Genomic DNA, 24369 nt, shown 5'->3' on the forward strand with positions numbered 1-24369 from the left:
ACGACGACAGATGGTTAAGGGACAGGAGGAGCTGGTCTTCCTGCCGCTCGGCGGCGTGGGCGAGATCGGGATGAATGCGGCACTCTACGGCTTCGGGCCGGAGAAGGGCCGCAAGTGGATCATGGTCGATTGCGGGATGGGCTTCGCAAGCGAAGAGAAGATGCCGGGCGTCGATCTGATGTTTCCGGACCTCTCCTTCATCGAGGAGCGACGCAAGGACCTGTTGGGGATCTTCATCACCCACGCGCACGAGGACCATATCGGGGCGATCTCCGAGCTGTGGCCGCGGCTCAAGGTGCCGGTCTATGCGACGCGCTTCGCCAAGAACCTGTTGGAGACGCGCCGCCTCTCCGAGCCGGGCGCCCCGAAGGTCGAATTGCGCGAGGTGAAGCCCGGCCGGCGGGTGACCGTCGGACCGTTCGAACTCGAATACGTACCGGTCTCACACTCCATTCCGGAGTCGAACGCGATCGCGATCCGCACCGCGGCGGGCCTCGTGCTCCACACCGGAGACTGGAAGATCGACCCGACGCCGGTCGCCGGCTCGGTCACTTCGCCGGAGGCGTTTACGGCCTTGGGTGACGAGGGGATCCTCGCCATCGTCTGCGACTCGACCAACGTGGTGCGCGAGGGCTTCTCGCCTAGCGAAAAGACCGTGGCCGAGACCCTCAAGACGCTGATCGCCGACGCACCGCACCGGGTCGCGGTGACTACCTTCGCGTCGAACGTCGCCCGCATCCGCGCGGTCGCCGAGGCCGCGGCCGCCTGCGGGCGCGAGGTCATCGCGGTCGGCCGCGCCATGGATCGGGTGATCGATGTCGCCCGCGAATGCGGCTACCTTGACGGGCTGCCCGAGTTCCGCCGCGCGGATTCGTGGAAGTCGCTGCCGCGCGAGCGGGTCGTGGCCCTGCTCACCGGCTCGCAGGGCGAGCCGCGGGCGGCGCTCGCCCGGGTCTCCCGCCGCGACCACCCCGATATCAGCCTCGCCCCGGGCGACCAGGTGATCTTCTCCTCGCGCGCCATCCCCGGCAACGAGCGCGATGTCGGGTCGATCATCAACGATCTGATCGAGCAGGGCGTTGAAGTGATCACCGACCGCACCGAACTCGTCCACGTCTCCGGCCACCCGCGCCGGGACGAGATGGTCGAGATGTACCGGTGGACCCGCCCCGGCACGGCGATCCCGGTCCACGGCGAGGCGCTGCATCTCGACGAGCATGCCCGCTTCGCCAGGGCGCAGGGTGTCCAGAACGTCGTCAAGGCCCGCAACGGTAGCCTCATCCGCCTCAGCCCCGGTACGCCGGCGGTGATCGACAACGTGAAGGCCGGCCGCCTGTTCAAGGACGGCGACGTCCTGATCGACGAGAAGGACCGGGCGATTCCGGAGCGGCGCAAGCTCATGCAGGCCGGTCTCGTCTCGGTGGCCATCGCGATCGACGAGGACGGCGCCGTGCTGGGCGAGCCGGCGGTGGACATCATCGGCCTGCCGAACCGCGGCCGGTCGGGCGATCCGCTGATCGAGACGGTGGTCGACGCGGTCTCCCGGACCCTGTCGGGGATGTCGCGGGGCAAGCTCAAGGACTCGGAGAGCGTCGAGAAGACGGTCGACCGGGCCGTGCGCACCGCTGTCAACGAGGTCTGGGGCAAGAAGCCCGCCTGCCACGTGCAGGTTGTGGAAGTTTAAGGTACGAAACTGGCGCGACGTACCGAGGCAGATCCCACCCATTCCCCTCATCCTGAGACGCCCGCGAAGCGGGCCTCGAAGGATCCGTCCAGCCGGCTGCGCGGACCCCGGAATCCTCGTCGAGGACTCCGCTGCGCTCCGGCACCTCAGGATGAGGCCGGCGGATGGAGAGGGCGGCAAAGTGCCATCGGTGCGCGATACGGGGAGGAAACAACCATGATCGGCCGTCTCAATCACGTGGCCATCGCCGTGCAGGATCTCGACGCCGCCTGCGCGGTCTATCGCGACACGCTCGGCGCCACGATCACGCCGCCGCTGCCGCAGCCCGAGCACGGTGTCACGGTCGTGTTCGTCGAGTTGCCGAACAGCAAGATCGAGCTGATGGCGCCGCTGGGCGAGGGCTCGCCGATCGAGGCCTTCGTGGCGCGCAACCCGGGCGGCGGCATCCACCATGTCTGCTACGAGGTCGACGACATCCTGGCGGCCCGCGACAAGCTCAAGGCGCAGGGCGCGCGGGTGCTCGGCACGGGCGAGCCGCGGATCGGCGCCCATGGCAAGCCGGTCCTGTTCCTGCACCCGAAGGACTTCCTGGGCACCCTGGTCGAGTTGGAACAGGTGTGAGGGGATGATGAACGCGCTGGCCCGCTCGACGCCGGTGACGCTGGCCGTCATCACGATGCTGGTCGCCGCCTTCGTGGCGGCGGGGGTCGGCCTGTTCAAGCTCACGGTGGGCGGTGCGATCGCCCTGTACTTCGTGGTCTGGTGGACGTTGCTCTTCGCGGTCCTCCCCTTGCGCAACCAGCCGGAAACGCGGCCCAGCCACGTGGTACCCGGACAGGATCCGGGTGCGCCGGCGGCGCCGCGGTTGCGCGAGAAAGCCATCTGGACGACGCTGGTAGCGGGCGCCGCCTTCCTCATCGCCCTTGCCGTGTTCCCGCTCACCGGCCTGTAGCCCGGCTCAGAGCAGAGATCCCGAAGGCGTCACCGTCAGCGACTTTCCGGCCCGGGCGACCAGATGGGAGAAGGCGAGGGCGGCCGCCGAAGCCTGCGCGGCCGACGGGAAGGTCTGCTCGGACACGGCGATCGTCTCGCCGGTGTCGTTCAGCAGGATCCAGGACCAACTTCTGCCGTCCTGGCGGATCTCGAAATGCATGGCGGGCTCGCGCGATACGCTCTGCGACCGACCATGCGCCCGCAAAGAGCCCGGCGGGTTAGTGACTTGGCCCCGAAATGTCGAGAAGTGGACGAAGCGGCGGGTTCTCCGCGCTTTCACCGCTCTCCACAGCACGCGGCATCATCCAGCCGTGCGGGCCGCGTCTAAGAGACGCCACGCTTCCGGCGGAGATGGCAACACCCACGATGGGCAGAAATAAAAAAAGCAAGGCCCGAGGCCTTGCTTTTCAAGCTTCAATGGCTCGACCTTTGAATATCCCACGCATTGGCTGCGGGGCGGTCGCTTTTCCTCCCGAGACTCGGACCTTGCGCCACCTCTTCCGGGCGTCGCAAACATCGCCGGACGCTTATAGGAACAACATTTCGTGTTGTCACCGGGTCTACGAGAAAAATCTGCGCTTTCTTGCCGGCAAATGGGCAGACGGCTTTCTTCCTAGGCACTGGTCCCGCCGAGCCCGCCCGGCCGCCTCGGGTTCGCCGCGATTACGCCGCGCCGTGGTCGCGCAGTGCTTGTAATTTGCGTCTCCGGCGTGTTGTGTGCCGGCGCGCCGCGGCTCCTCCCGGCCGACCCACTTCCAAGACCCTGAAGACATGCGTCTCTCCCGCTATTTCATGCCGACCTTGCGCGAGACGCCCAAGGAAGCCGAGATCGTCTCGCACCGGCTGATGCTGCGTGCCGGCCTCGTGCGCCAGGAATCCGCCGGCATCTACGCCTGGCTGCCGCTCGGCCTGCGGGTGCTGGAGCGCGTCTGCGCGGTGATCCGCCGGGAGCAGGACCGCTCCGGCGCCATCGAGATCCTGATGCCGACGGTGCAATCGGCGGAGCTGTGGCGGGAATCCGGCCGCTATGACGCCTACGGCAAGGAGATGCTGCGCCTGAAGGACCGGCACGAGCGCGAGATGCTCTACGGCCCCACCGCCGAGGAGATGGTCACCGAGATCTTCCGGGCGAGCGTGCGCTCCTACAAGGACCTGCCCAAGAACCTCTACCAGATCTCGTGGAAGTTCCGCGACGAGGTGCGGCCGCGCTTCGGTACGATGCGCTCCCGCGAGTTCCTGATGAAGGACGCCTACTCGTTCGACTTCGACCAGGCCGGGGCGCGCCACGCCTACAACCGGATGTTCGTGGCGTATCTGCGCACCTTCGCGGGGCTGGGCCTCAAGGCGATCCCGATGCGCGCCGATACCGGCCCGATCGGCGGCGACCTGTCCCACGAGTTCATCATCCTGGCCAAGACGGGTGAGAGCGAGGTCTTCTGCGACAAGGCCTATCTCGATTTCGACATCCCGCCCGAGACCGTCGATTTCGACGATGTCGCCGGCCTTCAGGGCATCGTCGACGCCTGGACCTCGCACTACGCGGCCACCGAGGAGATGCACGAGCCGGAGGCCTTCGCGGAGGTGCCGGAGGAGAGCCGCCTCGCGGCCCGCGGCATCGAGGTCGGGCACATCTTCTACTTCGGCACCAAGTATTCCGAGCCGATGGGCGCCAAGGTTGCCGGGCCGGACGGGATCGAGCGGCCGGTCCATATGGGCTCCTACGGCATCGGCCCGAGCCGGCTGGTGGCGGCGATCATCGAGGCCAGTCACGACGAGGCCGGCATCATCTGGCCGGATTCGGTGGCGCCGTTCGACGTGGCGCTGATCAACCTCAAGGTCGGGGATACCGTCACCGACGCCGCCTGCGCGCAGATCCAGTCGGATCTCGAGACCGCCGGCCTGTCGGTGCTCTACGACGACCGCGACGAGCGCCCCGGCGCCAAGTTCGCCACCGCTGACCTGATCGGCCTGCCCTGGCAGGTGATCGTCGGGCCGAAGGGCCTGGCGGAGGGCAAGGTCGAGCTGAAGCGGCGCGCCGGGGGCGAGCGCGAGAGCCTCGCGACCGTCGACCTGCTGGCGCGCATCCGGCGCGTCTGAGGCGTGCCGATGGCGGCATCAGCGGCGCTGGACCGGGCCAGGACCTTCGCGGCCTCGTTCCGCCAGGGCACCGCACCCTTCGCACCGTTCGAGTGGATCCTCGCCGGCCGCTACCTGCGCGCGCGCCGCCGGGGCGGCGGCGTCTCGGTGGTGGCGTTCTTCTCGGTGCTCGGCATCGCGCTGGGCGTCGCCACGCTGATCATCGTGCTCTCGGTGATGAACGGCTTCCGGGCGGAGCTGCTGTCGAAGATCGTCGGCATCAACGGCCACCTGTTCGCGACGCCGATCGACCGGCCGCTCAACGACTGGACCGATCTCTCGGAGCGCCTGTCGAAGGTGGCGGGCGTGCGTGCGGCGGTGCCGCTGGTGGAGGGTCAGGCCTTCGCCTCGTCGCAATATGGCGGCTCGGGCGTGATCATCCGCGGCGTGCGCGCCGCCGACCTCGACGCGCTGGCGGCCGTCTCGTCATCGATCCGCGGCGGCACCCTGGAGGGTTTCGACGACGGCACCGGCGTGCTGATCGGCCGGCGGCTGGCCGACACCCTCGGCCTGCAGGCCGGAGACACGATCACGCTGGTGACGCCCAAGGGCTCGTCGACGCCCTTCGGGACCGCGCCGCGGACCAAGAGCTATACGGTCAAGGCGGTGTTCGAGGTCGGGATGACCGAGTTCGACCAGACCTTCGTGTTCATGCCGCTGACCGAGGCGCAGGCCTTCTTCAACAAGGACGGCGACGTCAGCATGATCGAGATCTACGTCGACGATCCCGATCATGTCGGCGAGATGCGCGAGCCCCTGGAGATGGCGGCCGAGCGCCCGATCCTGCTCACCGATTGGCGCCAGCGCAACCGGACCTTCTTCGGGGCGCTGGAGGTCGAGCGGAACGTGATGTTCCTGATCCTCAGCCTGATCGTCGTGGTGGCGACGCTCAACATCGTCTCCGGACTGATCCTGCTGGTGCGCGACAAGTCGAGCGATATCGCGATCCTGCGCACCATGGGGGCGACGCCGGGCACGATCATGCGGGTGTTCCTGATCAACGGCGCGCTGATCGGCGTCGTCGGGACGCTCAGCGGACTGGGGCTCGGCATCCTGATCACGCTCAATATCAAGCCGATCCAGCACGTGCTGTTTCCCGGCGCCTGGGACCCGACCGTTCGGTTCCTCGCCGAGATCCCGGCCCAGATGAACCCGAAGGAGATCACCGCCGTGGTGGTCACCTCCCTGCTGCTGTCGCTCGCGGCGACGCTGTATCCCTCCTGGCGCGCCGCCCGGCTCGATCCGGTGCAGGCCCTCCGCTACGGCTGACGGGCCGCATCCGATGAGCGAGTCGAGCCAGACAACCGGCGACCAGCCGGTCCCGGCCCTGTTCTTTTCCCGCGTCGAGCGGCGCTATCCCCAGGCCGAGGGCGCCCTGGAGATCCTGCGCGGGGCCGACCTCGCGATCTGGCCGGGGGAGCTGGTCGCGCTGGTGGCGCCGTCGGGCGCCGGCAAGTCGACGCTGCTGCATCTCGCCGGGCTTCTGGAGCGACCGGACGGGGGCGAGATCTATATCGGCGGCCACCCCACCGCGGCGATGGCCGATGCCGAGCGCACCCGCCTGCGGCGCGAGGAGATGGGCTTCGTCTACCAGTTCCACCATCTCCTGCCGGAATTCTCGGCCCTGGAGAACGTGGTGATGCCGCAGCTCATCCGCGGCCTGAAGCGTCCGGAGGCGAAGGCCCGCGCCACGGAACTGCTGAGCTTCCTCGGCCTCAAGGAGCGGCTCCCGCATCGGCCGGCCGAGCTGTCGGGGGGCGAGCAGCAGCGCGTCGCCATCGCCCGGGCGGTGGCCAACGGCCCGCGCCTCCTTCTGGCCGACGAGCCCACCGGCAATCTCGACCCGGGGACGGCGGGCCACGTCTTCTCGGTGCTGATGTCGCTGGTCCGCGCCTCGGGCCTCGCCGCTCTGGTCGCGACCCACAACCTCGAGCTGGCCGCCCGCATGGATCGGCGCGTGACCATCCGCGACGGACTGATCACGCAGCTCGACTGAGGCCGACGACACATCTGCACGGACCATCCCGTCGCCCAGCAGATCGGTGCTCGCGTCGCCGTGAGCGTTGACGCGGGCTCGGTCCGATACAGGGTCCGCATGATGGCTTCGGCACCGTCCTTGCGGGCAGAGCTTCCCAGCAACGCCACGCGCGGGCCGCACGCCGCCCGGTTGCCGGGCTTCGTGCGCCTGGACATCCCGGACGTCCGCCCCCGCGCGCCGCGCCGGCGGTTTACCGGCCCCACGCTCCTCATTCGCGATGTTCTCGGAACCCGCTCCCCGGGCTCAGCCCCCACCAATGCATGCGATTTTTAATCCATCGCGCCGCGTGCGGCGAGTCACGTCGCGAAAGACACGGGCTCCCTATCTTATGATTACGCAAGACAAAACAGAGCCGAACAACCGGCCTGTACTGCGCAATCTCTGGAGCCTCGCCATGAAGATCCGCATCGCTGCTGCCGTCACCGCTCTTGTCCTTGGCGCCGCTCCGATCTCGTCCGCTATGGCGGCGAACGGCGCTCGCTGGACAGGCTTCGCCCCCTACGAGGTCGAGACGACCGGATCCCTGAGTCTCGGGGTTCACGACAACCCCATCTACACGGGCTGCCCGATGAGTTCGGCCGCTGAAGGCAATGCGGATCAGCAGACGCGGCCTGTGAAGCAATACGGCCAGACCACCGGCGGCTACCGCTGCTGATCCGACGCGGGGACGGATGAAGCTCAAGGCTCTCTCCTACGTCATGATCGGCGCCTTCGTGAGCGGCCTGCTCATGACCCTCGTCGGCTCGGCCACAACTTTGTTGGGCCAGTAACGCGATGGCGCCGCCCCCTCGTGGGGCGCCGCCGCTGGGGCTTTCGCGTCCGGGTCCTGTACGGACCCGTCAGGGCGCGCCGGGCGATCCGGTCCCGCCCGCTTCGCTCGCATGGCCAGTAGGAGCGCTGGACGCCAGCGCCTCGACATAGTCGCAGGCGTCGATGATGGCGTCGGGGCTCGCCGCCATCTTGGCCCGGGCCGCCGCGCAGGCCTCGGCCACGGCGGGATCGGCGAGCAGCCGGCCCAGGACCCGGGCCGCCCGCGCGGGACGGAAGGCGCGACGGCTCAGGGTAGCGCCCAGATCGCGGTCCCTCAGCCGCTGCCCCTCGTCGAAATGGTCGAATGCGACGGGGACCACGAGCTGCGGGATGCCCGCGGCCAGCGCCTGCGCCACTGTGCCGACGCCGCCGTGATGGACCAGGGCCGCGCTGCGCGGCAGCAGAGCGCTCAGGGGTGCGTAGGGCAGGTGGATGATGTTGGCCGGCAGCGGCTTCGGAATCTGGCCGCCCTGAGGGGCGAGCAGGACGCCACGCCGCCCCATGCGCCGGCACAGCCGCACCGCGGTGTCGAAGAAGCCGCCCCCGTGGCGCATCGCCGAGCCATAGGTGAACACGATCGGCGGGTCGCCCGCATCGAGGAACACGTCCAGCTCGGGCGGCATGACCGCCACGTCGCCGAAGCGGTCGACCAACGGGAAGCCGAGCTGCAAAGCCTGACCCGGCCAATCGGCCTGCGGCGCCGCATACCAGTCGGGAAACATCAGGAGCATGCCGGTCGGGCTGTTCCACCAGTGCCGCAGCCGATAAACCGGATCGAGGCCGAGACGCGCGCGCAGGGCGTTGAGCGGGGGCAGCGTGAACGGACCGACCGCGGCCTTGTCGACACCGAGATTTACGTACGCCCGCAGGGATGCCGGCAGGAAGCGCGGCAGCGGCAGGCCCGGCAGGCGAGGCGGATCGTAGCGACTCTCGATCAGGAATGGCATCACGTGAAGCGTGGCGGTCGGCAGATCGTAGAGATCCTGCGCGAGCCGCGCCCCCCAACCCAGCGGCGAGGCCACCACGCGCAGGTCGACGCCCCGCGCCCGGGTCGCCCCGAGCCACAGACAAGCCGGCTCGGTGACCTGCAGGGCGTAATCGAACATCGGCCGGAAGCCCTGCTTCGGGTGCCAGAGATCCGGCTGGCGGATCACCGCCTCGTAATCCGCCACCGTACCGAGGGGCTGGAAGGCGAGGCCGGCCCGACGGGCCATCGCCTCGAACGGGGCCGGAGCCGCCAGGGAGACGCCGTGACCACGCTTCAGCAACTCGTGTCCCAGCGCGATGAACGGCAACACGTCGCCGTGTGTGCCGACGGCCACGAGGGCGACGTCGAACCGTTCGACCGTCCGGTGCGTGGAAATGGCTGGCTCCTTCGAACCCCCCAGCGGGTGACGAGCTCGTCCTGCGGGCGGGGGCATGCCAGCCCGCCGGATCCGCATCAAGACACTTTTTACCTTATCGAAAGAACGGAGCCCATCTGCGGCCCGATCACGCTTCCATTAGAACAAAACATGAACATACTAGGACCGGAACACGGGAGGCAGGTCGATGCTGAAACGGATGGTCCTGACCGGAATGGTCGAGTTCATGGCCTTTGGGCTGTTGTTCGCGGCGGTCGGCGCCTGGGCGATAGCCTTGGCACCGGTTCGTTAGCCGGATTTTTCCAAAGCCCACCCAGTTCCCATCGCGGACGGGTTTTGCACAGGCGATCGGCCCTGCGATGCCGATTGTCCACAGGGCCTGCGCGAAGTGGTGTTTCCCGGGCACGACCGGTGGATATCGTCTCGCGGTGACCCGGCACACGTCGACTTGGAGCCGGGGAGCGGGGATGCTGGCCGGCCCCGGAACAAGGTCGGCCATGCCACGCCAGCTCAAGGAGGTCGGATTCGTCCACCTCCATGTCCACTCGTCCTATTCCCTCCTCGAAGGGGCGCTGAAGGTCGGCTCGCTGATCAAGGCGGCAGTCGCCGACAGGCAGCCGGCGCTCGCCCTGACCGACACCAACAACCTGTTCGGCGCGCTCGAGTTCTCCGAGAAGGCGGCCGGGGAGGGCGTCCAGCCGATCGCCGGGGTGCAGCTCTCGGTGGCGTTCGAGGCTGCCGATCCGCACCAACGGCAGGCGCCGGCGAGCCACGGCATCGTGCTCCTCGCCCAGGACGAAACCGGCTACGCCAACCTGCTGCGGCTGGCGAGCCGCGCCTATTTCGATACGGCGCTCGGCGAGTCCCCCCGGCTCGACGCGGCTGCGCTCGCGGGATCCTCGGATGGGCTCATCGCGCTCACGGGCGGGATGGCGGGGCCCCTTGATACAGCGTTCCGGACCGGGCGGCCCGAACTGGCGCTCAGCCGCCTGAAGCGGCTCAAGGAGACCTTCGGCGAGGACCGGCTCTACGTCGAGATCCAGCGCCACGGCGTGCCGGAGGAGGGGCGGATCGAGACCGCGCTCCTCGATCTCGCGGGCCGGCACGGCCTCGGGATCGTCGCGACGAACGAGCCCTACTTCGCCAAGCCCGACGATTACGACGCGCATGATGCGCTGCTCGCGATCGCAGAGGGCCGCCTCGTCTCGGACGAGCGCCGCCGCCGTCTGACGCCGAGCCATGCCTTCAAGACCCGGGCCGAGATGGCCGAGCTGTTCCGCGACCTGCCGGATGCGCTCCAGGCCACGGTCGAGATCGCCATGCGCTGCGCCGTCCGGGCGCGGACACGCAAGCCGATCCTGCCGAATTTCGGTGCCGTTGCGGCGGGCGAGAAGCCCCCGATGGCGGACGCCCTGGCGGAGGTGGACGACACGGGCGTGCAGGCGGTCTCGGCCGACGAGCCGACGGAGTTGCGCCGGCAGGCCGAGGCCGGGCTGGACCTGCGCCTGAAGCAGCACGGCACGGCGCCGGGCTTCTCCGAGGAGGATTACCGCAAGCGCCTCGCCTTCGAGCTCGACGTCATCGTCAAGATGAAGTTCCCGGGCTACTTCCTGATCGTCTCGGACTTCATCAAGTGGGCCAAGGACCACGATATCCCGGTGGGTCCGGGCCGCGGCTCCGGCGCGGGCTCGCTGGTGGCGTGGTCGCTGCTGATCACCGACCTCGACCCGCTCCGTTTCGGCCTGCTGTTCGAGCGCTTCCTCAACCCCGAGCGCGTCTCGATGCCGGATTTCGACATCGACTTCTGCGTCGAGGGCCGCGAGCGGGTGATCCGGTACGTGCAGCAGCGCTACGGCGAGGGGCAGGTCGGGCAGATCATCACCTTCGGTACGCTGCTCGCTCGCGGCGTGCTGCGCGACGTCGGCCGCGTCCTGGAGATGCCCTACGGGCAGGTCGACAAGCTGACCAAGCTGGTGCCGCAGAACCCGGCCAACCCCGTGACGCTCGCCCAGGCGATCGAGGGCGAGCCCAAGCTCCAGCAGGCCATGGAGGAGGAGCCGATCGTCGGCCGGCTCATCGACATCGCCAAGAAGCTCGAAGGCCTGCACCGCCACGCCTCGACCCACGCGGCCGGCGTGGTGATCGGCGATAGGCCGCTGGAGGAGCTGGTCCCGCTCTACCGAGACCCGAAGACCGGCATGCGGGTGACCCAGTTCAACATGAAGTGGGTCGAGCAGGCGGGGCTGGTGAAGTTCGACTTCCTGGGCCTCAAGACCCTGACCATGCTGCGCTGCTGCACGGATCTCCTCAAGCAGCGCGGCATCCACATCGACCTCGCCTCGCTGCCGCTCGACGACCCGAACACCTACGGGCCCATGGGCCGGGGCGAGACGGTCGGCGTGTTCCAGGTGGAATCGGCCGGCATGCGCAAGGCGCTCTGCGAGATGCAGGCCGACCGGCTGGAGGACATCATCGCCCTGGTGGCGCTCTACCGGCCGGGCCCGATGGCCAACATCCCGGTCTATTGCGAGCGCAAGCTCGGCCGCGACGCCGGCAACGAGGCGTCCTGGTATCCGGATCCGAAGCTGGAGCCGATGCTGAAGGAGACCTTCGGCATCATCGTCTACCAGGAACAGGTGATGGAGATCGCGAAGGTCCTCGCCGGCTACTCGCTGGGCGAGGCCGACATGCTCCGGCGCGCCATGGGCAAGAAGATCCGCGCCGAGATGGACGCGCAGCGCGACCGGTTCCTGAAGGGCTGCACCGAGCGCGGCCTGACCAAGGCCAAGGCCAACGAGATCTTCGACCTGCTCGCCAAATTCGCCGATTACGGCTTCAACAAGAGCCACGCGGCGGCCTACGCGCTGCTGACCTACCAGACCGCCTACCTGAAGGCGAACTATCCGGTCGAGTTCCTGGCCGCCGCCATGACCCTCGACATCGACAACACCGACAAGCTCGCCGAATTCCGCCAGGACGCACAGCGCCTCAAGATCATCGTCGAGCCGCCGTCGATCAACACCTCCGGCGAGGTGTTCGAGGTGCGCGACGGCAAGATCTTCTACGCGCTCGCCGCCATCAAGGGCGTCGGCCGCGAGGCGGTGCGGGCGCTGGTGGAGGCCCGCGGCGACCGGCCGTTCAAGGACCTCGCCTGCCTCGCCCGCCGGCTGAACCCCCGGATGATCAACAAGCGCACCCTGGAGAGCCTCGTCCAGGCCGGGGCCCTCGACTGCATCGAGCCGGACCGGGCGCGCGCCTTCGCGGCGGTGGAGCCGATGATGAAGCTCGCCGCCAGCGCGGCGGAGGCCGCGTCCGCGGGCGTCACCGATATGTTCGGCGGCGTGGTGGCGGACGACGTGTCCTTGCGGATCCCGCCCCACGAGATCTGGCCCATGGCCGACACGCTGAAGCGCGAATACGCAGCGATCGGGTTCTTCATCTCGGGCCACCCGCTCGACGAGTACGGCGACCTGCTCGACAAGCTGCGGGTGCAGAGCTGGGCCGATTTCTGCCGCGCGGTGCGGGCCGGGACCTCGAGCGTCGGCCGGGTGGCGGCCTCGGTGCTCGACCGGGCGGAGCGGCGCACCAAGACCGGCAACAAGATGGGCATCGTCACCCTCTCGGACCGGACCGCGCATTTCGAAGCGATCATCTTCTCCGAGGGGCTTGCCCAGTACCGCGACATCCTCGAACCGGGCCGCCCCCTGGTGCTCCAGCTCCAGGCAAACCTGGAGGGCGAGGACGTGCGCGCCCGGATCCTCACCGCCGAGCCCCTCGATCAGGCGGTAGCCCGCCACCAGAAGGGCATCCGCATTCATCTCAGCGACCCGCGCGGTGTCGCCCCCGTGCAGCAGCGTCTGTCGATGCGGGGCGAGAGCGAGGTGTCGCTGATCCTCAAGCTCGACGGCGGCGGACGCGAGGTGGAGATCCGGCTGCCCGGCAAGTTCCAGGCGAGTCCGGCACTGGCCGGCCAGCTCCGGACCGTGCCGGGGGTGGTGCAGGTGGAGGTGAGCTGAGGGGCGGTGCAGAAGCCGATCCCACTCTGTGACCTGCACGAAGCAACCCGGGGCGGCGCCAAGTCGAGGAGCGTAGCGCTCCGGGATGGCGTCGCTCCGCGCGCAGGGACGATGGAAAGCCGGGGAGTCTGCGGCAGCCTGGCAGAGCGTTCTCCGCCGCGGTGGAGACCGGGTCGGTGGCGGATGCGCGCCCGAGCGGGTGCTGGAACCGAGCGGCTCCGACGCGAACACGCGCGGTTCCAGCACCCGGTGCAGGCCAGCACCGCAAGTCCGCCCCGCATCCCGCGCGCTCGCCGCGTGCGCAGCTGGGATCGGGGTGCGGATGTCTGACTGAGAACACTCTCAAGCCCGTCCGGTTGGACCTCTGCGCATCTTGCGACGAGGTTCCATGGACCAGCCACGCCCGAAGCCTGAGATCGACGTCCCGGACCAGCGGCCCAAGGGTGGGAGCCTGCTTCACGCGCTGAGCACCGGGGTGATCACCGGCGCCGCCGACGACGATCCCTCCGCCATCGGCACCTATGCCAGCGCCGGCGCCAAATTCGGCCTGCTGTTCCTCTGGATCGCCCCCGTCGTCCTGCCGATGATGGTGGTTGTCGTCTACGTCTCGGCCAAGCTCGGGCAGGTCTACGGCAAGGGCCTGTTCGCGGCGGTCCGCGACCGCTACCCGCGCGGGATCCTCTACCCGGTGGTGCTCGGCGCCTTCACCGGCAACGTGATCGAGGCGGCAGCCAATCTCGGCGGGATCGGCGCGGCCCTGAACCTGCTGGTGCCTGTGCCGATCCCCATCATCGTGGTCGCCGCCGCCGCAGCGATCCTGGGCTTTCAGATCTTCGGTTCCTACGCGCTCCTGCGCGACATCTTCCGCTGGCTGGCACTCGCCCTGTTCGCCTACGTGGCAGCCGCGATCCTGGCCAAGCCCGACCCCGTCGCGGTTCTGCGCAGCACGTTCGTGCCGCAGGTCCGCTTCGATGCCGAGTTCCTGTCGATGATCGTCGCCTGCATCGGCACTTCGCTCTCGGCCTACATCTATACGTGGCAGTCGAACCAGGAGGTCGAGGAGGAGATCGCGCAGGGGCGCCATACGGTGCGGCAGCGCAAAGGCGCGACCGACGCAGAACTGCGCAAAACCCGCCGGGACGTGGTGATCGGGATGCTGTTCTCGAATCTGATCCTCTACGCCATCCTCCTGTCCACCGGCGCAACGCTCCATCAGGCGGGGCAGACCGAGATCGAGAGCGCCGCCCAGGCCGCCGCCGCGCTGGAGCCGCTGGCGGGCCCGGGCGCGAAGTATCTCTTCGCGCTGGGCATCGTCGGGGTCGGCTTCCTGGCGGTGCCGGTGATGACGACGGGCGCGGCCTACGACCTCGTGCAGGGGATCGGCCGGGACGGCAGCCTCCACGCCCGACCGAGGGAAGCGAAGCTGTTCTACGGCACGATCGCGGCCGTGACGGTGGCGGCGGTGGGGCTGAACTTCCTCGGCTTCAACCCGATGCGGGCGCTGGTCTGGTCCGGCATCGTGCAGGGCTTCTCGGTGCCGCCGCTCCTGCTGCTGCTGATGCTCATGACCAACGACCCGGCCGTGATGGGCGGCCGCATCAACGGTTGGCTGACGAACCTCCTGGGCTGGGCCACTACGGCGGTGACGTTCCTGGCCACGGTCTGCTTGGTCGTAACGTGGTTCTGGTGAGGTGCTGATCGTCCGCACATCCCCTAGAACGGTGCCGCGAGGCAGCCGCCGAGCGCATTCTTCAACGCAGCCGCGTCGGCCTCCGTCACCGTGAACACCGCCGTCAGGGCCGGATCTCCGGAGCGCGGGCTCGCCTGCGTCCAAGTGAGCCTGGTGCCGGGCTGGGTGAGGGCTTGGGCGACCCCGCGCAGGGGATCCTCGCCGCGGCGTGCCCCGGTTACCGTCAGGGTGAAGCCCGCCTCCCGTCCGGTCGCCGCGCCCTGGACCGGCATGCGCACGGAGCGCACGCTGCCGGCGCTCGAAACCAGGATCCCGGTGAGGGGTGTCTCGCTGTCGGAGCCTGCAAGGCCGGCGAAGTCGAAGCGCGGCGCCAGTTCGGCGAAGCGCGGCACCGTCAGCGCCGCCGAGAGGCCCGAACCGGCCGGCTCGCAGGCGATGCGCAGGGTCGCCGGGCGCTGGTCCGTCCCCAGGTCGGCGGCGCCGGACAGGTCCGCGCCGCCTCCGGGCGCCCGGGCTGCGCCGGCCAGCAGCGGCGTCTGCCCAGTGAGGATATCGGAAAGCCTGTCTCCGCGGCTCAGGGGCCCCGCGAGGAAGCCCGCCGCCGCGATGACCACGACCGCCAGGGCCACGCCGATCCGGAGCCGCATTCCATCCTCCACCCGTGGCTGTCCAGGGCCGGCGGCATAGACGATCGCGGCCCCGCCGCAACCCTTCCTTCACCACGTCGGCAGGAAACGGGGTGCACCCGCACCGATGTGCATTGCAGCAACTTCGTAAAAACCGATCGATCCTATGCACGCTCGCTCAAGCTTGAGCGTCGCCATGCGCACGAAGATCCTGCTCGCCCTTACCCTTCTGGTCTACGTCACCACCGGCCGCGCCCCCGGCATCCGGGAGCCGCGCAACCCGGATACGGAGCACGCGGGCGGACGTGTCGTGATCGCGATGAAGCGGGCCTGGGCCTGAGCGGGTTCTGTTGTCGGTTGAAGCCCTGGCGGGATGAAGGCCGTCCCGTAATAGCGAGCGCCGCCAGGGTAGCGCAATATCGATGAGCGTGGCGCCGCTGGATTGCTGTCCTGCGCTCACAGGGCGGGGCGCCGCATCCGTCAGCGAGAGACGTGATCACGCCCCCGCTGTGCAGGCCCTGAGCCGGGCGGCCACCAACGCCTGGAGGCTCCAGAGATGCCGGTCGCGGATGCCGAGGCGCTCGCAGGCCTCCACGGTCCGGAACAGGTATTCGGCGCTCGGTCCCTTGTGTCCGCAGGCGGCGGCGATCTTCTCGGCGATCTCCGCATCGGAGAGGCGGCCGGCGTAGCGGTCGCTGGCGCGGTTGGCCAGGAAGGTCAGCGCCGAGACGGTCCCGGCCTCGGTGGCGACCGGCAGCCAGCGGGCGACATAGCCGCGGCCGCGCATCTCCCGCCGCCAGACCGGCATCAGCGCCTCGCGGATCTCCATGCCGGGCAGGCGGAAGGCGACGCCCCGGCACAGGCCGCCGCGGTCCAGCGCCAGGACGAAGCCCGGCCGCTCCGGCGTCCCGCGGAAGCGGCGCTGGAGCAGGCAGAACCGGCGGTGAAAACCCCTCACCATGCCGATCCGGCGCTCGGCGACTGGGAATTCCGGATTCCACATCAGCGAGCCGTAGGCGAAGACCCAGAGGTCGCTGCCCTCGCGCCCGGCGACGATCGCCTCGAGTCCCGGGCGCAGTTCCGCATCGCTCAGCACGGCGAGGGCGCTCGGGTCGTCGGGCACCGGGACCGAATGGGCGCGCGCGATCAGGTCGAGGCTGAGATCCAGGGTTCGGGCGGGGGCGTGAGGCATGGGCCTCAACGCGGAGGGCTCAGGGCTTGTTGCCCAAAGCGTCCAGCTCGGGGAAAGGCCGGGTCCGATGCCCGGTGCAGACCTCGTCGTCGTCGAGCACCGTGAGCCGGTCGGCCGCGTAGCGCAAGGTAACCTTCGGCCGCTCGGGCTTGCCGAAGGTCCGGCCGTACATCCGACCCGACACGCAATAGATCATCTGGCCGCCATCCTCGATCGGACCTGCAATTCGGCTGCCTTCGAACCGCACCGGCAGCAGCGAGACCGAGCCGAACGCCACCTGCTTGAGCGCCAGCGCGGCGATCCGTTGGAGGAGGGCCGGGGACGGCACATCCCCGGACGCAGGCTTCGGTGCCGCCTGCGCACCGAGGCTGACGAGGGCAAGGAGAGCGGCGAGAGCGGCGCGGGGCGGCATCGGTCATCGCTACCCGGCCAAGGCTGCCTGAGGCTGACCATCACGCCTGCGGCGCCGGACGTCGCGGCTCCCTATATGACGAGACTCAGCGGAACGCGCCCGTCGCGCGCCGCACCCGTCCCATCCCAACCTCTCACTTCAAGACGCGACGCGCGATGCAATGGACCGACGACGCCCTGGTGCTCGGCCTGCGCCGGCACGGGGAGACCGGCGTCATCCTGGAGGCGATGACCGAAGCCCACGGGCGCCATCTCGGCCTCGTGCATGGCGGGCGCTCGCGCCGGATGCAGCCGGTGCTGCAGCCCGGCAACCGGGTGCGGCTGACGTGGCGGGCACGCCTCGACGAGGGCCTCGGCTCCTACGTGGTGGAGCCCCTCGAGTCGCAGGTCTCGCGGCTGATCGAATCGAGCCTCGCCCTCTACGGTCTGGGCCACATGGCCGCCCTGCTGCGGCTCCTCCCCGAGCGCGATCCGCATCCGGCGCTCTACGAGGCGGCAGGGATCCTCGTGGAGCACCTCGACGACCCGGCCATCGCGCCGCCTCTGATGGTGCGCTTTGAATTGGCGATCCTGTCGGAACTCGGCTTCGGCCTCGACCTGACCGCCTGCGCGGCCACCGGCGGCAACGACGCGCTGGCCTATGTCTCGCCCAAGAGCGGCCGGGCGGTCAGCGCCTCGGCGGGCGAGCCCTACCGGGACCGTCTGCTGGCGCTCCCGACCTTCCTGCATGCCGGCGGATCCCCGGGTCCGGACGGCGTTGCACAAGGGTTTACCTTGACGGGGTACTTCCTCGACCGGCACGTCTGGGGTCCCCGCGGCCTCGGGCCGCCCGAGGAGCGGGCGAGATTCGTTGCGCTTGGCCGCGAGGCCGAGTAATGTTCGTGTTCTGTTCTAGATGCGCCCGGCCGGCACTCTGGAGCGCTGCAGGCGGGTCCGGAACCTGGAGCCGCCCCTCGACGGATGAACGCGGCGCCCTCCGCCCGGTCCGGGGAGCTGGACGGGTCTGGATTCCGGGTTCCGCTGCGCGGCCCCGGAATGACGGGGCGCGTACGAGATGTTGAACTGAGGAGCCGTCATGGGCCATCCCTTCGAGCCGCCGTCCGGCGACGGGATCGAGAGCGTCGAGCTGAAATCCGCGCTGGAGGAGCGCTACCTCGCCTACGCGCTCTCCACGATCATGCACCGGGCGCTCCCGGATGCCCGCGACGGGCTGAAGCCGGTGCACCGGCGCATCCTGTACGGGATGCGGCTGCTCCGGCTCGACCCGACCACGGCGCACAAGAAATGCGCCAAGATCGTCGGCGACGTGATGGGCGATTTCCACCCGCACGGCGATCAGGCGATCTACGACGCGCTGGTCCGGCTCTCCCAGGACTTCGCCCAGCGCTACCCGCTGGTCGATGGCCAGGGCAATTTCGGCAACATCGACGGCGATGGGCCTGCCGCCTACCGCTACACCGAGGCGCGGCTCACCGAGGTCGCACGGCTGCTGCTCGACGGGATCGACGAGGACACGGTCGATTTCCGGCCCTCCTACAACGGTGAGAAGGAGGAGCCGGTGGTGCTGCCGGCGGCCTTCCCGAACCTGCTCGCCAACGGCAGCCAGGGCATCGCGGTCGGCATGGCGACCTCGATCCCGCCGCACAACGCCGCCGAGCTGTGCACAGCCGCGCTCTACCTGATTGATCATCCCGAGGCGACCTCGGCACATCTCGCCAAATTCGTCCACGGGCCGGACTTCCCCACCGGCGGCATCCTGGTCGATTCACCTGAGTCGATCGCCGAGGCCTACCGGACCGGCCGCGGCGCCTTCCGGGTGCGCGCCCGCTGGACCAAGGAGGACCTCGGCCGCGGGACGTGGAACATCGTCGTCACCGAGATCCCCTACGGCATCCCGAAGGGGCGGCTGATCGAGAAGATGGCCGAACTCCTCCAGGAGAAGAAGCTGCCGCTGCTCGCCGACGTGCGCGATGAATCCGCCGAGGACGTGCGCGTCGTGCTGGAGCCGCGCTCGCGCACGGTCGATCCGGTCATCCTGATGGAATCGCTGTTCCGGCTCACGGAACTCGAGGCTCGGATCCCCTTGAACCTCAACGTCCTGGTCGGCGGACTCGTGCCGAAGGTCATCGGACTCGTCGAGTGCCTGCGGGAATGGGTCGACCATCGCCGCGTGGTGCTGCAGCGCCGCTCGCGCTACCGCCTCGGCCAGATCGACCGGCGCCTGGAGATCCTCGGCGGCCTGCTCATCGTCTATCTCGACCTCGACGAGGTGATCCGCATCATCCGCGAGGAGGACGAGCCGAAGGCCGCCCTCATGGCCCGGTTCGAGCTGACCGAGCTCCAGGCCAACGCGATCCTCGACACCCGCCTGCGCTCCCTGCGCAAGCTGGAGGAGATGGAGCTGAAGCGCGAGTTCGAGGCGCTGACCGCCGAGAAGGCCGAGATCGACGCCCTGCTCGCCTCCGAGCCGGCGCAGTGGAAGGCGATCCAGGCGCAGATCCGCGCCGTGAAGAAGACCTTCGGGCCCGAGACCAAGCTGGGCAAGCGCCGCACGACGCTGGCAAGCCCGCCGGATGTCGGCGGTATCGACTTCACAGCGGCGCTGGTCGAGCGCGAGCCGATCACCGTGATCGTCTCGACCAAGGGCTGGATCCGGGCGCTCAAGGGCCATGTCGCCGACCTCTCCGGTGTGGCCTTCAAGGGCGACGACACGCTGAAGATCGCCTTCCCGACCGAGACGACCCAGAAGATCCTGCTGCTCGCCACCAACGGCAAGGTGTTCACGCTCGAAGCCTCGAAGCTGCCGGGCGGGCGCGGCTTCGGCGACCCGGTGCGGCTGATGGCCGATCTCGACGACGGGACCGAGATCGTGGCGGCGCTACCCTACCGGCCGGAGACCAAGCTGCTGATCGCGGGCTCCGACGGGCGCGGCTTCGTGGCGCCCGCCGACGCGCTCGTGGCCAATACCCGCAAGGGCAAGAACGTGCTCGGCCTCGACGGCGACGCCAAAGCGGCCGTGCTGGTGCCGGCGGATGGCGACCACGTGGCGGTGGTCAACACGGAAAAGCTGCTGCTGATCTTCCCGATCTCCGAGGTGGCCGAGCTTGCCCGCGGCAAGGGTGTCCGCCTCCAGCGCTGCCGCAGCGGCGGGCTCGTCGACGCGCATGTGTTCAAGCTGGCCGACGGCCTTCCCTGGCAGGACGGCTCGCCGGAGGGCCGGCTCGCCAATGCGTCGGTGCTGGAGAAATGGCTCGGCCACCGGGCGGAGGTTGGGCTGATGATGGCGCGCAGTTTCCCGAAATTCGAGCGGTTCGGGCGCTGAGCCGCGTTCTTCAATCTCTGGACGGCTTCCCTCCCCCCTCGGCGGGGGAGGGTGGAGCGCGAGGCCGCGCCTCAACCACATCCGTCAACGATGAGTATCATCGCATCGACTGGGTCGCTTCGCTCATGATGAAAGCAGGGCAGAAGCAAAAAGTCGCAAACTCAGTCACCGCCTCCTCACAACCACTTCGTCCGCCGCCCAGAGGTGCTGGGCCGCGTACGCGCGATATGGCCGCCACGCCTCGGCCCGAGCCAGGAGTTCAGCGGGGCTCGGCCGCCCGGTGCCGGTCTCCAGTGCCCGCAGCAGCCCGACATCGCCCACCGGCAGGGCGTCTGGCAGCTTGAGCGCCCGCATGGCGATGTACTGCGCGGTCCACGGCCCGATCCCGCGGATCGCCGTGAAGCGCAGAACCGCAGACTCCAGCGACTCGGCCGGGGCGAACAGGTCCGGATTGGCCAGCGCCGCCCCCGCGAGTGCCCGGATCGCCGCGCCGCGGGCCCGCGGCATGTTGAGCGCCAGGGCGACATCCGCCTCGACCAGCGCCGCCGGGTCCGGAAAGACGTGGGTCAGGCCGCCCACCGGCGCCGCGAGGGGCGTCCCGAATGCCGCGACCAGCTTGCCGGCTAGCCCGATCGCAGCCGCCACCGAGACCTGCTGGCCGAGGATCGCCCGGCAGCCGGTTTCGAACGGGTCCCAAGCGCCCGGCAGGCGCAGGCCCGGCCGCGCCGCAACCAGCGGAGCCAGGATCGGATCCGCAGTGAGGCACGCTGCAATGGCGGCCGGATCCGCGTCACAATCGAACAGGCGGCGCAGGCGCTCGGCTACCGGGGAGGCGTGGAGGGGATCGATGCCGCGCAGCGCGACGTGAAGGTGATCCCCGGCGGGCTCCACCGTCAGGAACCCGTGCCGCTCCGCGACGCGGATCGTGCGCCTGTAGGCCGAGCCGTCAGGCGCGACCGACTCGATGCCGGTGATCGCGCGCTTGCCCAGGAAGGCGTGGATCGCCGCCCAGTCGTAGGGCGGGTGGCAGGGGAGGCAGAGGCCGAACCCGTCCGGCGCCTCCACGAACACGAAGGGCGGCCTCTCGGCCGCCCCGTTGGTGTTCTCAGAGGACAGGTCCGCCTCAGCCGCGCTGATCGACCGCCACGTAGTCGCGCTGGGCCGGGCCGACGTAGAGCTGGCGCGGGCGGCCGATCTTCTGCGACGGGTCCTCGATCATCTCGGCCCACTGGGCGATCCAGCCCACCGTGCGGGCCACCGCGAACAGCACCGTGAACATGTCGGTGGGGAAGCCCATCGCCTTGAGGGTGATGCCCGAGTAGAAATCGATGTTCGGGTAGAGCTTCTTCTCGATGAAGTACTCGTCCTTGAGGGCGATCTGCTCCAGCTCCATGGCGACGTGGAGGAGCGGATCGTCGGTCTTGCCGAGCTCCTTCAGCACCTGGTGGGTGGTGCTCTGCATGATCCGGGCGCGCGGGTCGTAATTCTTGTAGACCCGGTGACCGAAGCCCATCAGGCGGAACGGGTCGTTCTTGTCCTTGGCCTTGGCGACGTACTTGCCGACATTCTCAGGCGTGCCGATCTCCATCAGCATCTTGAGCGCCGCCTCGTTGGCGCCGCCATGGGCCGGGCCCCAGAGGCAGGCGATGCCGGCCGCGATGCAGGCGAAGGGGTTGGCGCCGGACGAGCCCGCGAGTCGCACCGTCGAGGTCGAGGCGTTCTGCTCGTGGTCGGCATGCAGGATGAAGATCTTGTCGAGCGCCCGAGCGAAGACCGGGTTCACCTCGTATTCCTCGCACGGCACGGCGTAGCACATGCGCAGGAAGTTCGAGGTGTAGTCGAGGTCGTTCTTCGGATACACGAAAGGCTGGCCGATCGAATACTTGTAGGCCATCGCCGCCAGCGTCGGCATCTTGGCGATCATGCGGATCGACGCGATCAGCCGCTGGCTCTCGTCCGTGATGTCGGTGGAATCGTGGTAGAAGGCCGAGAGCGCGCCCACCGAGGCGACCATCACGGCCATCGGGTGCGCGTCGCGGCGGAAGCCGGTGAAGAACCGGTTCATCTGGTCGTGCACCATGGTGTGGCGCGTGACCCGGTACTCGAAATCGGCCCGCTGGGGGGCAGTCGGCAGGGCGCCGAACAGCATCAGGTAGCAGGTCTCGAGGAAGTCGCCCTTCTCGGCGAGCTGCTCGATCGGGTAACCGCGGTAGAGCAGCACGCCCTCGTCGCCGTCGATGTAGGTGATCTTCGATTCGCAACTCGCCGTCGAGGTGAAGCCCGGGTCGAAGGTGAAGGCGCCGGTCTGGGCGTAGAGCTTGCCGATATCGATCACGTCCGGCCCGATCGTGCCGGATTTCACCGGCAGCTCGATCGACTTGCCGTCCACGGTGATGGTGCTGGGTGCGCTCATGGATCGTGGACCCTTCTCTGGCGACGTGGCGGATGCCGGCCTCGGGCTGCCCGAGCCGGTCCCGGGGGCCTGAGCACACGCATTATGCTGCGGGTGCTCACAGGCATGGGTTACCCAAACGGCACTGCAGCAGCAACGGGATCGGTGACAACCCGACCCCGACGCCAAGCGAATTCGTCAAGCCAATTCCACCAAGCGAAATCCGGGCCGGGTCGCAGGGTTCCCGGCTGCGCCCGGCGGACTCAGCCCTGGGATGCCTGGTCGCCGAGGCGGGCCAGGGTCTCGTCCCGGCCGAGCACCGCCATCACGTCGAACAGGGGCGGGGAGGTGGTGCGGCCGGTCAGCGCCGCGCGCAGGGGCTGGGCCACCTGACCGAGCTTGCAGCCGGCCGCCTCGGCATATTGGCGCACGGCGCCCTCGGTGGCGGCCGCGCTCCAGTCTGGCAGCGCCTCCAGCGCCGGCCGCACGCCGGCGAGGCGGGCACGGCCCTCGTCGGAGAGCAGCGCGCGGGCCTTGTCGTCCAGTGCCAGGGGGCGCTGGGCGTAGAGATAGTAGGCGCTGTCGAGGAGTTCGATCAGGGTCTTCGCCCGCTCCTTCAGGCCGGGCATGGCCTCGGTGAGCTTGCCCTTGAGGTCCGGCTGCAACGGCGCCGACAAGCCGCGCTCAGGGCCGACATTGGGCAGGATGGTCTCGATCGCCGCCACGAGGTCGGCATCGGCGCTGGTGCGGATGTAGAGGCCGTTGAGATTGGCGAGCTTGGCGAAGTCGAACCGCGCCGCGGAGCGTCCCACCGCGCCGAGGTCGAAGGCCGCGATCATCTCCTCGGTGGAGAAGACCTCCTGGTCGCCGTGGCTCCAGCCCAGGCGCACGAGGTAGTTGCGGAGCGCCGCCGGCAGGTAGCCGAGATCGCGATAGGCCTCGACGCCGAGCGCGCCGTGGCGCTTCGAGAGCTTGGCTCCGTCCGCCCCGTGGATCAGCGGGATATGGGCCATCCTGGGGACATCCCAGCCCAGGGCGGAAAAGATCTGGCTCTGGCGGGCCGCGTTGGTGAGGTGATCGTCGCCGCGGATGATCTGCGTGACGCCCATGTCGTGGTCGTCGACCACGACCGCGAGCATGTAGGTCGGCGTACCGTCGGAACGCAGGAGGACGAGGTCGTCGAGGTCCTTGTTGGCCCAGGTCACGCGGCCCTGGACGGCGTCCTCGACCACGGTCTCGCCCTCGGTCGGCGCGCGCAGGCGGATCACCGGCTTGACCCCGGCCGGGGCCTCGGACGGGTCGCGGTCGCGCCAGCGGCCGTCGTAGCGGGGCGCCCGCCCCTCCGCACGGGCGGTCTCCCGCATCTGCACCAGTTCCTCGGCGGTGGCGTAGCAATGATAGGCGCGGCCCGCGGCCAGCAGCGCCTCGGCCACCGCGCGGTGGCGCTCCGCGCGGGCAAACTGGAAGACCACGTCGCCGTCCCAGTCGAGGCCGAGCCAGGAGAGGCCGTCGAGGATCGCGTCGATCGCGCCCTTGGTTGAGCGCTCGCGGTCGGTGTCCTCGATGCGCAGCAGCATGCGTCCGCCGGTGTGGCGGGCGTAGAGCCAGTTGAACAAAGCCGTGCGGGCCCCGCCGATATGCAGGTAGCCGGTGGGCGAGGGGGCGAAGCGCGTGACGACGGCTGAGGACATCGGT

The 24369-nt window shown here is 69.2% G+C and carries 20 protein-coding genes; 12 read left to right on the forward strand and 8 right to left on the reverse strand.

The features are described from left to right. The first annotated feature begins 10 nt into the window (after window positions 1–10). The 3 genes from BLT59_RS04675 to BLT59_RS04685 all read left to right on the forward strand — a co-directional run bounded on the left by BLT59_RS04675 (window position 11) and on the right by BLT59_RS04685 (window position 2636). Complete coding sequence (locus BLT59_RS04675; RefSeq protein ID WP_091776999.1) at window positions 11–1684, forward strand: ribonuclease J; 1674 nt, start codon at window positions 11–13, stop codon at window positions 1682–1684. Window positions 1685–1900: 216 nt separating this feature from the next. Continuing rightward, window positions 1901–2305, forward strand: coding sequence for a methylmalonyl-CoA epimerase (gene mce / locus BLT59_RS04680; protein WP_091777001.1), 405 nt, complete (start codon window positions 1901–1903; stop codon window positions 2303–2305). 4 nt (window positions 2306–2309) lie between these two features. Next, window positions 2310–2636 (forward strand): DUF1467 family protein, encoded by a 327-nt coding sequence (locus tag BLT59_RS04685; protein ID WP_091777003.1) that lies wholly within the window; start codon window positions 2310–2312, stop codon window positions 2634–2636. A gap of 6 nt (window positions 2637–2642) precedes the next feature. Here the strand turns inward: BLT59_RS04685 and BLT59_RS04690 are convergent, their stop codons facing one another. Further along, window positions 2643–2837: a YegP family protein gene (locus BLT59_RS04690; protein ID WP_091777005.1), complete on the reverse strand. Its 195-nt coding sequence runs from the start codon at window positions 2835–2837 to the stop codon at window positions 2643–2645. 611 nt (window positions 2838–3448) lie between these two features. On the opposite strand from BLT59_RS04690, the gene proS reads away from it, so the two are divergent. The 4 genes from proS (at window position 3449) to BLT59_RS04710 (ending at window position 7506) form a co-directional block, all read left to right on the forward strand. Beyond that, on the forward strand, window positions 3449–4774 hold the full coding sequence (proS, locus tag BLT59_RS04695; RefSeq protein WP_091777007.1) for a proline--tRNA ligase: 1326 nt from the start codon (window positions 3449–3451) through the stop codon (window positions 4772–4774). A gap of 9 nt (window positions 4775–4783) precedes the next feature. Continuing rightward, window positions 4784–6082, forward strand: a complete 1299-nt coding sequence (locus tag BLT59_RS04700) for a lipoprotein-releasing ABC transporter permease subunit (RefSeq protein ID WP_091777009.1) — start codon at window positions 4784–4786, stop codon at window positions 6080–6082. A gap of 13 nt (window positions 6083–6095) precedes the next feature. Then, a complete protein-coding gene (locus BLT59_RS04705; RefSeq protein ID WP_091777011.1) occupies window positions 6096–6809 on the forward strand; it encodes an ABC transporter ATP-binding protein in 714 nt (237 codons plus the stop codon). 436 nt (window positions 6810–7245) lie between these two features. After that, window positions 7246–7506, forward strand: a complete 261-nt coding sequence (locus BLT59_RS04710; protein WP_091777013.1) for a hypothetical protein — start codon at window positions 7246–7248, stop codon at window positions 7504–7506. A gap of 184 nt (window positions 7507–7690) precedes the next feature. Here the strand turns inward: BLT59_RS04710 and BLT59_RS04715 are convergent, their stop codons facing one another. Then, window positions 7691–8983, reverse strand: coding sequence for a glycosyltransferase (locus BLT59_RS04715; protein ID WP_091777015.1), 1293 nt, complete (start codon window positions 8981–8983; stop codon window positions 7691–7693). Between the two features lie 539 nt (window positions 8984–9522). On the opposite strand from BLT59_RS04715, the gene dnaE reads away from it, so the two are divergent. Together dnaE and BLT59_RS04725 are read left to right on the forward strand one after the other, a co-directional pair. Further along, window positions 9523–13041, forward strand: coding sequence for a DNA polymerase III subunit alpha (gene dnaE / locus BLT59_RS04720; RefSeq protein WP_091777017.1), 3519 nt, complete (start codon window positions 9523–9525; stop codon window positions 13039–13041). Window positions 13042–13429: 388 nt separating this feature from the next. Further along, window positions 13430–14731, forward strand: a complete 1302-nt coding sequence (locus BLT59_RS04725) for an Nramp family divalent metal transporter (RefSeq protein WP_091777019.1) — start codon at window positions 13430–13432, stop codon at window positions 14729–14731. A 23-nt stretch (window positions 14732–14754) separates the two neighbouring features. On the opposite strand, the gene BLT59_RS04730 is transcribed toward BLT59_RS04725, so the two are convergent. Then, a complete protein-coding gene (locus tag BLT59_RS04730) occupies window positions 14755–15378 on the reverse strand; it encodes a hypothetical protein (protein ID WP_091777021.1) in 624 nt (207 codons plus the stop codon). 175 nt (window positions 15379–15553) lie between these two features. Between BLT59_RS04730 and BLT59_RS31155 the strand changes: the two genes are divergently transcribed. Beyond that, on the forward strand, window positions 15554–15697 hold the full coding sequence (locus BLT59_RS31155; RefSeq protein WP_173009175.1) for a hypothetical protein: 144 nt from the start codon (window positions 15554–15556) through the stop codon (window positions 15695–15697). A 156-nt stretch (window positions 15698–15853) separates the two neighbouring features. Here BLT59_RS31155 and BLT59_RS04735 read toward each other — a convergent pair whose 3' ends face one another. Then, the gene (locus BLT59_RS04735) at window positions 15854–16549 is read right to left on the reverse strand and encodes a gamma-glutamylcyclotransferase (protein ID WP_091777023.1); all 696 of its coding nucleotides are present in this window, start codon (window positions 16547–16549) and stop codon (window positions 15854–15856) included. 19 nt (window positions 16550–16568) lie between these two features. Next, a complete protein-coding gene (locus BLT59_RS04740) occupies window positions 16569–16961 on the reverse strand; it encodes a hypothetical protein (protein WP_091777025.1) in 393 nt (130 codons plus the stop codon). A 155-nt stretch (window positions 16962–17116) separates the two neighbouring features. On the opposite strand from BLT59_RS04740, the gene recO reads away from it, so the two are divergent. Both recO and parC read left to right on the forward strand, forming a co-directional pair. Beyond that, window positions 17117–17836 (forward strand): DNA repair protein RecO, encoded by a 720-nt coding sequence (gene recO / locus BLT59_RS04745; protein ID WP_091777027.1) that lies wholly within the window; start codon window positions 17117–17119, stop codon window positions 17834–17836. 199 nt (window positions 17837–18035) lie between these two features. Further along, window positions 18036–20282 (forward strand): DNA topoisomerase IV subunit A, encoded by a 2247-nt coding sequence (parC, locus tag BLT59_RS04750; RefSeq protein ID WP_091777029.1) that lies wholly within the window; start codon window positions 18036–18038, stop codon window positions 20280–20282. Between the two features lie 165 nt (window positions 20283–20447). On the opposite strand, the gene BLT59_RS04755 is transcribed toward parC, so the two are convergent. The 3 genes from BLT59_RS04755 to gltX all read right to left on the reverse strand — a co-directional run bounded on the left by BLT59_RS04755 (window position 20448) and on the right by gltX (window position 24365). Next, window positions 20448–21353, reverse strand: a complete 906-nt coding sequence (locus tag BLT59_RS04755; protein ID WP_091777031.1) for a DNA-3-methyladenine glycosylase family protein — start codon at window positions 21351–21353, stop codon at window positions 20448–20450. 52 nt (window positions 21354–21405) lie between these two features. Next, window positions 21406–22695 carry a citrate synthase gene (gene gltA / locus BLT59_RS04760; RefSeq protein ID WP_091777033.1) on the reverse strand — a complete coding sequence of 430 codons (1290 nt, stop codon included), beginning with the start codon at window positions 22693–22695 and terminating at the stop codon, window positions 21406–21408. A 242-nt stretch (window positions 22696–22937) separates the two neighbouring features. Next, window positions 22938–24365, reverse strand: a complete 1428-nt coding sequence (gene gltX, locus BLT59_RS04765; RefSeq protein WP_091777035.1) for a glutamate--tRNA ligase — start codon at window positions 24363–24365, stop codon at window positions 22938–22940. Window positions 24366–24369 lie beyond the last annotated feature (4 nt).

It is taken from the genome of Methylobacterium sp. UNC378MF, assembly GCF_900103195.1.
In the GTDB taxonomy this organism is placed as follows: Bacteria; Pseudomonadota; Alphaproteobacteria; order Rhizobiales; family Beijerinckiaceae; genus Methylobacterium.